We start from the raw sequence: 11,505 nt of genomic DNA on the forward strand, positions 1-11,505 counted from the left end.
ACCGGGGAGGGCGACCGGCCTTCTCGTCCCTCGAGGTCGTTTCAAGGAAGGTGTGCCGTATGACCAGTACGGTCCCCGCGCCCCTGTTCGGTGCGAACGGAAGCTCCGCGCTCCAGGCGGTGTTCCTCGACATGGACGGGACGCTCGTCGACACGGAGGGGTTCTGGTGGGACGCCGAGGTCGAGGCCTTCGCCGACCTCGGGCACCGGCTCGACGAGTCCTGGCGCGACATCGTCGTCGGCGGCCCGATGACCCGCAGCGCGGGCTACCTCATCGAGTCCACGGGGGCCGACATCACCCTGGACGAGCTGACCGTGCTCCTCAACGAGAAGTTCGAGCAGCGCATCGAGCGGGGCGTCCCCCTCATGCCGGGCGCCGAGCGCCTTCTCGCCGAGCTGGCCCGGCACTCCATCCCGACCGCCCTGGTCTCCGCCTCCCACCGGCGGATCATCGACCGGGTCCTCGCCTCGATCGGCCACGACCGCTTCACGCTCACCGTCGCCGGCGACGAGGTCGCCCGCACAAAGCCGCACCCCGAGCCGTACCTCACGGCCGCCCGCGGGGTCGGCGCCGACCCCGCGCTGTGCGCCGTCGTCGAGGACACCGCGACCGGTGTCGCCTCCGCCGAGGCGGCCGGCTGCCGGGTGGTCGCGGTGCCCTCCGTGACCCCGATCGCGCCCTCTCCCGGGCGGGTGGTCGTGCGCTCCCTCGAAGAGGTCGACGTGCCCTTCCTTCGCACATTGATCACGGGAATCTGAGCTTTATCTGAGCTTTCCCGTGTGACGCGCGCTTTCCCGCGCGAAAATCGGACGCAGGCCGTCCGGGCCATTCACCGATAAGGCCTCCGCGTGACCTTCGTCACCCAGAGTCGCCGCCGGTGGGTGGCCCCTCTGCGTTCCGTGACCGAAATCTGCGGATTTCGTCGATCCCATGTGTCCCGGTTCGGTGGACCCCGTCCGCATCGCGTCGACGCATGGTTATCGAGACCCCCGTATTCATGATCACCGTCCGATTACCCGCCCGTCTGCCCGAAGTCGGGAAAAGGCGAGACCTCCCACTAATCTTTCGCGGGTACTTCGCCGCATATCCGCGTGCACCGGCGCCCACCCGTACCGCCGTGAACACAGGACCGATCGCAACACCCGGCCCGATCGCTCCCGCCCAGACCGGGCGGCCGGCGGCGGAGTGTCCCCAGACCTCTGTACCCCCGTGCCGGTTGAGGAGAACGTCCCTGATGAACCGCAAGACCCTGGTGCTGCCCGCCGCGGCCGTACTGCTCGCCCCCCTGCTCGCCGCGTGTGGCGGGGACGGGGACAGCAGAGCCATCGTCGTCGGCACCACGGACCAGTTCATCGCGACCGAGGACGCCCCCGCGCCGCTCGACCCGGCCTTCGCCTACGACACCGGCGCCTGGAACATCCTCCGGCAGACCGTCCAGACCCTGCTGCACACGCCCCGCGGCGGCGGCGCGCCCGTCCCCGAGGCGGCCGAGAGCTGCGGCTTCTCCGACACGGCGAGCGAGAGCTACCGCTGCAAGCTCCGCCCCGGCCTCACCTTCGCCGACGGCACGCCCGTCACCGCCGAGGACGTCAAGTTCTCCATCGAGCGCGTCCTGAAGATCAAGTCGGACAACGGCACGGCCGCCCTCCTCTCGACCGTCGACACCGTCGAGACCAAGGGCGCCGACGAGGTCGTCTTCCACCTCAACGCGCCCGACGCGACCTTCCCGTACAAGCTCTCCACCCCGGTCGCCGGCATCCTCAGCAAGCACAAGTACGAGGCCGGAAAGCTCCGCGAGGGGTTCGACGTCGACGGCTCCGGGCCGTACACGATGAAGGTCGAGCGCGAGGGCGACAAGGCCGCCCGCTTCGTCTTCACCAAGAACCCGAAGTACAAGGGCGACATCGTCGCGCGCAACGAGAAGGTCGAACTGCGCGCCTTCTCCGACGCCGGTTCCATGGGCAAGGCACTGGAGAGCAAGGACATCGACATGATGGCCCGCTCGCTCTCCCAGGAGCAGATCAAGAACCTCACCGAGACCCCGGACCAGGGCATCCGCGTCACCGAGGTGCCCGGTCTCGAGATCCGCTACCTCGGCTTCAACACCAAGGCGCCCACCGTCAAGGAGAAGGCCGTCCGCCAGGCCATGGCCTCCGTCATCGACCGCGGCGCCCTCGTCAACCTCGTCTACGGCCCCACCGCCGAGCCGCTGTACTCCCTGATCCCCTCCAGCATCACCGGCCACGCCACCCCCTTCTACGACGAGTACGGCGAGCCGGACACCGACCGCGCGGCCAAGATCCTCAAGGACGCCGGCATCAAGACCCCGGTCAAGGTGACCCTCAACTACACCACCGACCACTACGGCACCGAGACCGCCCAGGAGTTCGAGGCGATCTCGAAGCAGCTCACCGCCAGCGAGCTCTTCGACGCCACCGCCCAGGGCGCGGCGTGGTCCACCTTCCGCCCGGCCCAGAAGCGCGGCGACTACGCCGTCTACGGCCTCGGCTGGTTCCCGGACTACCCGGACCCCGACAACTACATCGCCCCCTTCCTGGACAGCGACAACTTCCTCAACACCCCGTACGTCAACAAGGTCGTCCGCGACCAGCTCATCCCGCGTTCGCGCCGCGAGGCCGACCGCACCGCCGCGAGCCCCGTCTACGCGCAGATCCAGAAGATCGTCGCCCGGGACGTGCCCGTCCTGCCGCTCTGGCAGGGCAAGCAGTACGTCGCCGCCCGCGAGGAGCTGACCGGAGTCGAGTACGCGCTGAACACCTCGTCCGACCTGCTCCTGTGGGAACTGGGCCGCGGCACCGCATAACCCCCTCGTCCGGATCGGTTACACCGGCCGCGCACCACGCGCGGCCGGCCTGGCAAGAGATCAAGAGGCACGTTCTGTGAAGGCACACACGAAGTGGCTGACGGCCCCGCTCGCCGCGGGCCTGTCCGCCGCCCTGCTCAGCGGCTGCGGCACCGAGTCGGTCACCGGCTCCGGCTCCGACTCCGGCGGCGTCCGCGTCGGCATGTCCGACGAGATCCTCGCCACCGACCCGGCGGCCGGCTACGACCCCGGCTCCTGGCTGCTGTTCAACAACGTCTTCCAGTCCCTGCTCGCCTTCCCCAAGGGCGGCTCCACGCCCGTGCCCGAGGCCGCCGAGGAATGCGACTTCTCCGGCGGCAGCAAGGTCTACACCTGCACCCTCAGGGACGGACTCACCTTCACCAACGGCAACCCGCTCACCTCCGAGGACGTCAAGTTCTCCTTCGAGCGGGCCCTCAGGATCGCCGACCCCTCCGGCCCCGCCCCGCTGCTCAGCACCATCGACACCATCGAGACCCCCGACGCGCGGACCGTCGTCTTCCGCCTCAAGGTCCCGGACGCCACCTTCCCCAGCAAGATCGCCTCCGGCGCCGGCTCGATCGTCGACCACCGCGACTACCCCGCGGACGCCCTGCGCACCGACGGCAAGGCCACCGGCTCCGGCCCGTACAAGCTGGACTCCATCGGCGACACCGAGGCCGCGTTCTCCGTCAACAGCGGCTACAAGGGCACCGCCAAGCCCAAGAACGGCGGCGTCACCCTCAAGCTGTACGGCGGCGACCGCGCCGCCCTCTCCAAGGCCTTCGCCGACGGCGACATCGACATCGCCTACCGAGGCCTCGCCGCCGACGACATCGCCGCCCTGGAAGCCTCCGACACCACCGACGACCGCGGCATCGAGGTCGTCCCCGGCACCAGCGCCGAGGTCCAGCACCTGGTCTTCAACATGAACGACCCGGTCGTCCGCAAGCTCGGCGTCCGCAAGGCCATAGCCCACCTCGTCAACCGCGAGGCGCTCGTCGAGAACGTCTACAAGTCGACCGCCACGCCCCTCTACTCGATCGTCCCGGCCGGCATCGCGGGCCACAACACCGCCTTCTACGACACCTACGGCACCCCCGACGCGGCGAAGGCGAAGAAGGCCCTGCGCGACGGCGGCATCACCGAGAAGGTGAAGCTCACCCTCTGGTCCACGCCCAGCCGCTACGGCCCGGCGACCGACCAGGAGCTCAAGGCCATCGCCGCACAGCTCAACGCGAGCGGCCTGTTCGCCGCCGACGTCCGGTCCGTCGCCTTCGACCAGTACGAGAAGGACATCGCCGCCGGCAAGTACGGCGTCTACGTCAAGGGCTGGGTCCCCGACTACCCCGACGCCGACAACTTCACCGCGCCGTTCTTCGGCGAGGGCAACGTCCTCGGCAACCACTACGAGAACAGCGCCATCACCGGCGACCTCATCCCGAAGACCGCCGCCACCGCCGACCGCGCCGCCACCGCCGACGAGTTCGGGAAGCTCCAGGACCTCGTCGCCGAGGAGCTCCCGGTCCTCCCGCTCTGGCAGGGCAAGCAGTACGCCGTCGCCCGCGAGGACGTCACCGGTCTGGAGTGGACCCTCGACGCCTCCACCGTCTTCCGCTTCTGGGAGCTGAGGAAGGGCTGAGGCCCCCGCACGCGGAAGGGCCCGGGGCGCGAGTCGCGCCCCGGGCCCTTCGCCGCTCCGGCGTCCTACTGACTGCCGCCGGGCCGCACGAGACCGCTCTCGTACGCGTACACCGCCGCCTGCACCCGGTCGCGCAGGCCCAGCTTCGTCAGCACGTGCCCCACGTGCGTCTTCACCGTCGTCTCGCTGACGAACAGGTCCGCCGCGATCTCCGCGTTCGACAGGCCGCGCGCCACCAGCTTCAGGACCTCCAGCTCGCGGTCCGTCAGCGTGCCCAGCGTGTCCGGGACCCGCTCCTCGCCCGTCGGCAGGTGCGCCGAGTACTTGTCCAGGAGCCGGCGCGTGATCGAGGGCGCGAGCATCGCCTCACCGGCCGCCACCACCCGGATCGCCTGCACCAGCTCGTTGGCCGGGGCGTCCTTCAGCAGGAAGCCGCTGGCACCGGCGCGCAGCGCCTCCACCACGTACTCGTCCAGGTCGAAGGTGGTCAGGACCAGCACCTTCGCCGGACCGTCCCGGCCCGGACCCGTGATCTGCCGGGTCGCCTCCACGCCGTCCATGCGCGGCATCCGGATGTCCATCAGGACCACGTCCGGCTGGAGCGCCCGGACCTGCTCCTGCGCCTGGAGACCGTCACCGGCCTCGCCCACCACCGCGATGTCCTGCTCGGCCTCCAGAATCATCCGGAAGCCGGTGCGCAGCAGCGGCTGATCGTCGACCAGGAGGACGCGGATCGTCACAAGGGCTCCTTCACGGGGCGGGCTGAACCGGATCCATTCTGCCCTGCACCGATTCGTCCGACTCCGGCGGGCGCGCGGACGCGATCGCCAGCGGGTACACCGGGGGAGTGCCGCCGAACTCCGGACACACCGCCTGGTGGTCGCACCAGCCGCACAGCTTCGTCGGCCGCGGCCGCCAGTCACCGGTCGCCGTCGCCAGCCGGATCGCCTCCCACAGGGCGAGCAGCTTCCGCTCCACCCGCTGGAGGTCCGCCTCCACCGGGTCGTACGTCAGCACGTCCCCGCTGCCCAGATAGACCAGCTGCAGCCGGCGCGGCAGCACGCCCCTCAGCCGCCACACCACCAGGGCGTAGAACGTCATCTGGAAGAGCGCGCCGTCCCGGTACTCGGGCCGGGGCGCCTTGCCCGTCTTGTAGTCGACGATCCGCACGTCCCCCGACGGCGCCACGTCCACCCGGTCGATCACCCCGCGCAGCCGCAGCCCCGAGTCGAGCTCCGTCTCCACGAACAGCTCGCGCTCGGCCGGCTCCAGACGCGTCGGGTCCTCCAGCGTGAACCACCGCTCGACCAGCCGCTCCGCCTCGCCCAGCCACCCCGCGAGCCGCTGCCCGTCCGGATCCTCCGCGAACAGCTCGCCCAGCTCCGGCTTCGACTCCAGGAGCCGCTGCCACTGCCCCGGCACCATCGCCTTCGCCCGCGGAGCCGTCCGCTCCACCGCGGCGTCGTCGAAGAGCCGCTCAAGCACCGCGTGCACCAGCGTCCCGCGCGTCGCCGCCTCGCTCGGCTTCTCGGGCAGCCGGTCGATCACCCGGAACCGGTACAGCAGCGGACACTGCATGAAATCGTTCGCCCGCGAGGGCGACAACGACATGGGTGCCCGGGGCTCCGCCGGCACCTGCTCGCTCGTACTCATGCCCAAGACCCTACGACCCGCCACCGACAAGGGCGGAATACCATCGACGGGGAACCCCGTCGCACTGCATGATCGAACCGTGACGCAGCGACGCGGCCACCCGTGCGACGAAAGGAACCCGTGAACCAGGACGAGCCCAAGCCGCAGCGGACCGAGGAGCCCGGAGGCGGGATCCTCATGGGCCGCCCCTTCGGCGTGCCCGTCTACGTCGCCCCCAGCTGGTTCCTCGTCGCCGCCCTCATCACCTGGGTCTTCGGCGACCAGATCGAACGGGTCCTGCCCGAGCTCGGCGCCGCCCGGTACCTCGTCTCGCTGTTCTTCGCGGTCGCCTTCTACGCCTCCGTGCTCGTCCACGAGCTGGCCCACACCATCGCCGCGCTCCGCTTCAAGCTCCCCGTGCGCCGCATCCAGCTCCAGTTCTTCGGCGGCGTCTCCGAGATCGAGAAGGAGACCGAGACCCCCGGCCGCGAGTTCGTCCTCGCCTTCGTCGGCCCGCTCCTCTCCCTCGTCCTCGCCGGCGTCTTCTACCTCTCGCTGTACGCCGTCGAACCCGGCACCGTCCCCGGTGTCCTCCTCGCCGGACTGATGATCTCCAACCTGATCGTCGCCGCGTTCAACCTGCTGCCCGGCCTCCCGCTCGACGGCGGCCGCATGCTCCGCGCCGTCATCTGGAAGATCACCGGCAAGCCCATGAGCGGCACCGTCGCCGCCGCCTGGGTCGGCCGCGCGCTCGCCGTCCTCGTCCTCGTCGGCCTGCCCCTCCTCACCCGCACCGGCCTCCTCGGCAACAACACCGACGACATCAGCGGCTTCACCACCGTCACCGACGCCCTGCTCGCCGCCATCCTCGCCGCGATCATCTGGACCGGCGCCGGCAACAGCCTCCGCATGGCCCGGCTCCGCGAGCACCTCCCCGAACTCCGCGCCCGCGCCCTCACCCGCCGCGCCATCCCGGTCGAACCCGCCACCCCGCTCTCCGAGGCCCTCCGCCGCGCAAACGAGGCCGGAGCCCGCGCCCTCGTCGTCGTCGACGGCGCGGGCGAGCCCACCGGCATCGTCCGCGAGACCGCCATCGCCGCCGTCCCGCAGCACCGCCGGCCCTGGGTCGCCGTCAGCGCCCTCACCCAGGACCTGAACCCCGGCATGCGCGTCCCCGCCGAACTCGCCGGACAGCCCCTCCTCGACCACCTCCGCGCCAGCCCCGCCACCGAGTACCTGGTCGTCGAGGAAGCCGGCGAGATCTATGGGGTCCTCTCCACCACCGACGTCGAGCGCGCCTTCGTCAAGGCCATGGCACGCCCCTCCTCGTGAGCCCGGTATGGTTGTTCACATGTCCGAACCGACCGGTGCCGCCCGCCGACGCGGGCCCTTCAAGGTCGGGGACCAGGTTCAGCTGACCGACCCCAAGGGCCGTCACTACACGTTCACGCTCGAAGAGGGAAAGAACTTCCACACCCACAAGGGTTCTTTCCCGCACGACGAACTGATCGGCGCCCCCGAGGGCAGCGTTGTCCGTACCACCGGAAACGTCGCCTACCTCGCGCTGCGCCCCCTGCTCCCCGACTACGTCCTGTCCATGCCCCGCGGCGCCGCCGTGGTCTACCCCAAGGACGCGGGGCAGATCCTGGCCTTCGCCGACATCTTCCCCGGCGCGCGCGTCGTGGAGGCCGGCGTGGGCTCCGGCTCGCTCAGCAGCTTCCTGCTCCGCGCCATCGGCGACAGCGGCATGCTGCACTCCTACGAGCGCCGCGAGGACTTCGCCGAGATCGCGAAGGGCAACGTCGAGCGCTACTTCGGCGGCCCCCACCCGGCCTGGCAGCTGACCGTCGGCGACCTCCAGGACAACCTGTCCGACACGGACGTCGACCGCGTCATCCTCGACATGCTCGCTCCCTGGGAGTGCCTGGAGGCCGTCTCCAAGGCGCTCGTCCCCGGCGGCATCCTCTGCTGCTACGTGGCGACCACCACCCAGCTCGCGCGCACCGTGGAGTCCATCCGCGAGTTCGGCTGCTACGCCGAGCCGCAGCCCTGGGAGTCCATGATCCGCAACTGGCACGTCGAGGGTCTCGCCGTCCGGCCCGATCACCGCATGATCGGCCACACCGGCTTCCTCGTCACCGCCCGCCGCCTGGCGGACGGCGTCGAGCCCCCGATGCGCCGCCGCCGTCCCGCCAAGGGCGCGTACGGCGAGGACTACGAAGGCCCCAACAAGGGCTGACGTCCCGACACCCACAGCACGCCGCCGTCGAGTTCCCCTCCCGCGAGAGGGAACTCGACGGCGGCGTCCTCATGTTCGGGACCGTCCGATCCGGGGCACGCGCGCGTGAAGCGGCGCGGACCCCCTTGTTCCGTCCCCGTGTGACGTGTGGCACGATGCCCAGAACCCCGCCGCACCACCCACAGGAGACGTCTCGCGTGCAGCCCTCCGCCGCCCCGGTTCCCGCGGATCTGCCCGACCTCGCGCACACCCACGCCCGGCCGGCGCACTGGCTCGGCACCGCCACCGCCGTTGCCGCGGTCGTCGCCCTCGCGGCCCTTCTCCAGCCCGGTCCCGCCGGGGCCACCGCGGCCCCCGTCGCCCCCCGCCCGGCGCCCGCGCCCGAGGCCGCGGCGGCCGACTACCCGCTGGAATGCGGGGGAGGGGACCGTACGGTCGCGGCACGCGCCACGGGGGACCTGGACGGCGACGGAAACCCCGAGACCGTTGCGGTCGTGCACTGCGAAGCCGGCTCCGGAACGCCGCCGAGCGGGGTGTACGTGCTCACGCGCGGCAAGGGCGCGGACGCGGCCGGGCGCGTGGTGGCCACGCTCGTCGCGCCGGAGCAGCACCGCAGCGTGACCGGCCTCGCCGTGCGCGACGGAGCGGTCCACGCCACGCTGCTCGGCTACTCGTCCCCCGAGGTCCCCAGCTGCTGCCCCGACGAGAAGGAGCAGGTCAGCTGGGCCTGGAAGGGCGGCGCCTTCGTCCGCGCCACACAGCGCGCGGCGCTGAGCGCCTGACCCGTCACTCCGCGTCGGGGCCGTACACCTCGACCTTGTCCGCGACCCGGCGGACGTGGATGCAGTCGCCCGGGCACTCCTTCGCCGAGTCCACCACGTCCTGGAGGAGGGGCAGCGGTACCGGCGTCGTCGCGCCCACGTCCTGGAGGAGCTCGTCGTCGGCGCTCTTCACATACGCGAGCCCGTCGATGTCCAGCTCGAAGACCTCGGGAGCGTACTGCGCGCAGATCCCGTCCCCGGTGCACAGGTCCTGGTCGATCCAGACCTCCAGTGCCTCTTCGACGCCCGTGGCCGGAGCCTCGTTCTGCACGGTCATTTCTCCTGCCGTTTCTGCTTCGCTGGGGCGAGCCCGGGTAAGTCGGGCCCCCTCTGACGGGTGTTGACCCATGACGACGATACAACCGCCCGCTTTCAAGCGGTGAAGGGTGGGTATTCCCCTGGCGAGAGGGGAAGCGCAAGGGTGAAGATCGGACACAGCCCGGAGTCTTTTTGATCTAGGGGTTTCAATCACCACCCACGCAGGTAGGGTCAGGAAGCGTCCAGCTCCCCTTGGAGGAGGTGAGGACCGTGGCAGCCCACGACGACGACATCAACCGCGGCATCCGGCCGGGGCGGGGGTCTGAAGACCCCGCCGGTCAGGTTGCCTATCTCGAGCAGGAAATCGCCGTCCTGCGCCGCAAGCTCGCCGACTCTCCGCGACACACGAGGATTCTCGAAGAGCGGATCGTCGAGCTGCAGACGAACCTGGCCGGCGTGTCCGCGCAGAACGAGCGGCTCGCCCATACGCTCCGGGAGGCCCGCGACCAGATCGTGGCCCTCAAGGAGGAGGTCGACCGGCTCGCGCAGCCGCCGGCCGGCTTCGGTGTCTTCCTGCAGGCCAACGAGGACGGCACGTGCGACATCTTCACCGGGGGCCGCAAGCTCCGGGTGAACGTGTCTCCCAGCGTCGAGCTCGAAGAGCTCCGGCGCGGCCAGGAAGTCATGCTCAACGAAGCGCTCAACGTGGTCGAGGCCATGGAGTTCGAGCGGGCCGGGGACATCGTCACCCTCAAGGAGGTCCTTGAGGACGGCGAGCGCGCCCTGGTGGTCGGGCACACCGACGAGGAACGGGTGGTGAGGCTCGCCGAGCCTCTGCTGGACGTCACCATCCGCCCCGGCGACGCCCTGCTGCTCGACCCCCGGTCCGGCTACGTCTACGAGGTCGTTCCCAAGAGCGAGGTCGAAGAGCTCGTTCTGGAAGAGGTCCCGGACGTCGACTACGACAAGATCGGCGGTCTGGGCAACCAGATCGAGCTGATCCGCGACGCGGTCGAGCTGCCGTACCTCTACCCCGACCTCTTCAAGGAGCACGAACTCCGACCGCCCAAGGGCATCCTGCTCTACGGCCCGCCGGGCTGCGGCAAGACGCTCATCGCGAAGGCGGTGGCCAACTCCCTGGCCAAGAAGGTCGCCGAGGTGACCGGTCAGCCCGCGGGGAAGTCCTACTTCCTCAACATCAAGGGCCCCGAGCTCCTCAACAAGTACGTCGGCGAGACCGAGCGGCACATCCGCCTCGTCTTCCAGCGTGCGCGGGAGAAGGCCAGCGAGGGCACCCCCGTCATCGTCTTCTTCGACGAGATGGAATCCCTCTTCCGCACCCGTGGATCCGGTGTCAGCTCGGACGTGGAGAACACCATCGTCCCGCAGCTGCTCGCCGAGATCGACGGTGTGGAGGGCCTGGAGAACGTCATCGTGATCGGCGCCTCCAACCGCGAGGACATGATCGACCCCGCGATCCTGCGGCCCGGCCGGCTCGACGTCAAGATCAAGATCGAGCGTCCGGACGCGGAGGCGGCGAAGGACATCTTCGCGAAGTACCTCACGGCCACGCTGCCGCTCCACTCGGACGACATCTCCGAGCACAGCGGCTCCAAGGCCGCGGCCGCCCACGGAATGATCCAGTCGGTCGTCGAGCAGATGTACGCGGAATCCGAGGAGAACCGCTTCCTCGAGGTCACGTACGCCAACGGCGACAAGGAAGTCCTGTACTTCAAGGACTTCAACTCCGGCGCGATGATCCAGAACATCGTCGACCGGGCCAAGAAGATGGCCATCAAGGCCTTCCTCGACCACAACCAGAAGGGCATCCGGGTCTCCCACCTCCTCCAGGCGTGCGTGGACGAGTTCAAGGAGAACGAGGACCTGCCCAACACCACCAACCCCGACGACTGGGCCCGGATCTCCGGAAAGAAGGGCGAGCGGATCGTCTTCATCCGCACCCTCGTCACCGGAAAGCAGGGCGCGGACACGGGCCGCTCCATCGACACGGTGGCCAACACCGGTCAGTACCTGTAAAACGCGCACCGGCTGCGGATGTCCGGAAACGGGC

General features: G+C 70.0%; 10 protein-coding genes. 7 read left to right on the forward strand and 3 right to left on the reverse strand.

The annotated features are described in order from the left end of the window. Positions 1–59 precede the first annotated feature (59 nt). The 3 genes from AB0G79_RS17870 to AB0G79_RS17880 all read left to right on the forward strand — a co-directional run bounded on the left by AB0G79_RS17870 (position 60) and on the right by AB0G79_RS17880 (position 4,484). Complete coding sequence (locus AB0G79_RS17870; RefSeq protein ID WP_360807340.1) at positions 60–758, forward strand: HAD family phosphatase; 699 nt, start codon at positions 60–62, stop codon at positions 756–758. A gap of 476 nt (positions 759–1,234) precedes the next feature. After that, positions 1,235–2,824: an ABC transporter substrate-binding protein gene (locus tag AB0G79_RS17875; RefSeq protein ID WP_360807342.1), complete on the forward strand. Its 1,590-nt coding sequence runs from the start codon at positions 1,235–1,237 to the stop codon at positions 2,822–2,824. A gap of 76 nt (positions 2,825–2,900) precedes the next feature. Next, positions 2,901–4,484, forward strand: a complete 1,584-nt coding sequence (locus tag AB0G79_RS17880; RefSeq protein WP_360807344.1) for an ABC transporter substrate-binding protein — start codon at positions 2,901–2,903, stop codon at positions 4,482–4,484. A 65-nt stretch (positions 4,485–4,549) separates the two neighbouring features. Here AB0G79_RS17880 and AB0G79_RS17885 read toward each other — a convergent pair whose 3' ends face one another. Both AB0G79_RS17885 and AB0G79_RS17890 read right to left on the reverse strand, forming a co-directional pair. Beyond that, on the reverse strand, positions 4,550–5,224 hold the full coding sequence (locus tag AB0G79_RS17885; RefSeq protein ID WP_360807346.1) for a response regulator transcription factor: 675 nt from the start codon (positions 5,222–5,224) through the stop codon (positions 4,550–4,552). 10 nt (positions 5,225–5,234) lie between these two features. Further along, positions 5,235–6,137 (reverse strand): PD-(D/E)XK nuclease family protein, encoded by a 903-nt coding sequence (locus tag AB0G79_RS17890; protein ID WP_360807348.1) that lies wholly within the window; start codon positions 6,135–6,137, stop codon positions 5,235–5,237. 177 nt (positions 6,138–6,314) lie between these two features. On the opposite strand from AB0G79_RS17890, the gene AB0G79_RS17895 reads away from it, so the two are divergent. From AB0G79_RS17895 to AB0G79_RS17905, 3 genes are all read left to right on the forward strand, one after another. Beyond that, complete coding sequence (locus AB0G79_RS17895; protein WP_360807427.1) at positions 6,315–7,448, forward strand: site-2 protease family protein; 1,134 nt, start codon at positions 6,315–6,317, stop codon at positions 7,446–7,448. A gap of 19 nt (positions 7,449–7,467) precedes the next feature. Continuing rightward, entirely contained in the window at positions 7,468–8,355 is an 888-nt protein-coding gene (locus tag AB0G79_RS17900; RefSeq protein WP_015032448.1) for a tRNA (adenine-N1)-methyltransferase, read from the forward strand. A 197-nt stretch (positions 8,356–8,552) separates the two neighbouring features. Further along, positions 8,553–9,137 (forward strand): hypothetical protein, encoded by a 585-nt coding sequence (locus tag AB0G79_RS17905; RefSeq protein WP_360807350.1) that lies wholly within the window; start codon positions 8,553–8,555, stop codon positions 9,135–9,137. Positions 9,138–9,141: 4 nt separating this feature from the next. Here the strand turns inward: AB0G79_RS17905 and AB0G79_RS17910 are convergent, their stop codons facing one another. Next, positions 9,142–9,453, reverse strand: a complete 312-nt coding sequence (locus tag AB0G79_RS17910; RefSeq protein ID WP_360807352.1) for a ferredoxin — start codon at positions 9,451–9,453, stop codon at positions 9,142–9,144. Between the two features lie 251 nt (positions 9,454–9,704). Here AB0G79_RS17910 and arc point away from each other — a divergent pair, with 251 nt between their 5' ends. Beyond that, a complete protein-coding gene (arc, locus tag AB0G79_RS17915; protein ID WP_360807354.1) occupies positions 9,705–11,471 on the forward strand; it encodes a proteasome ATPase in 1,767 nt (588 codons plus the stop codon). Positions 11,472–11,505 lie beyond the last annotated feature (34 nt).

Origin of the sequence: Streptomyces sp. NPDC020807, assembly GCF_040641575.1 — a bacterium.
GTDB lineage: Bacteria > Actinomycetota > Actinomycetes > Streptomycetales > Streptomycetaceae > Streptomyces.

Bases quoted from the DNA above. Each gene is read 5' to 3' on its own strand.
- AB0G79_RS17870 (WP_360807340.1), top strand. From the start codon at position 60: ATGACCAGTACGGTCCCCGCGCCCCTGTTCGGTGCGAACGGAAGCTCC.
- AB0G79_RS17875 (WP_360807342.1), top strand. From the start codon at position 1,235: ATGAACCGCAAGACCCTGGTGCTGCCCGCCGCGGCCGTACTGCTCGCC.
- AB0G79_RS17890 (WP_360807348.1), bottom strand. From the start codon at position 6,137: ATGAGTACGAGCGAGCAGGTGCCGGCGGAGCCCCGGGCACCCATGTCG.
- AB0G79_RS17895 (WP_360807427.1), top strand. From the start codon at position 6,315: ATGGGCCGCCCCTTCGGCGTGCCCGTCTACGTCGCCCCCAGCTGGTTC.
- AB0G79_RS17900 (WP_015032448.1), top strand. From the start codon at position 7,468: ATGTCCGAACCGACCGGTGCCGCCCGCCGACGCGGGCCCTTCAAGGTC.
- AB0G79_RS17910 (WP_360807352.1), bottom strand. From the start codon at position 9,453: ATGACCGTGCAGAACGAGGCTCCGGCCACGGGCGTCGAAGAGGCACTG.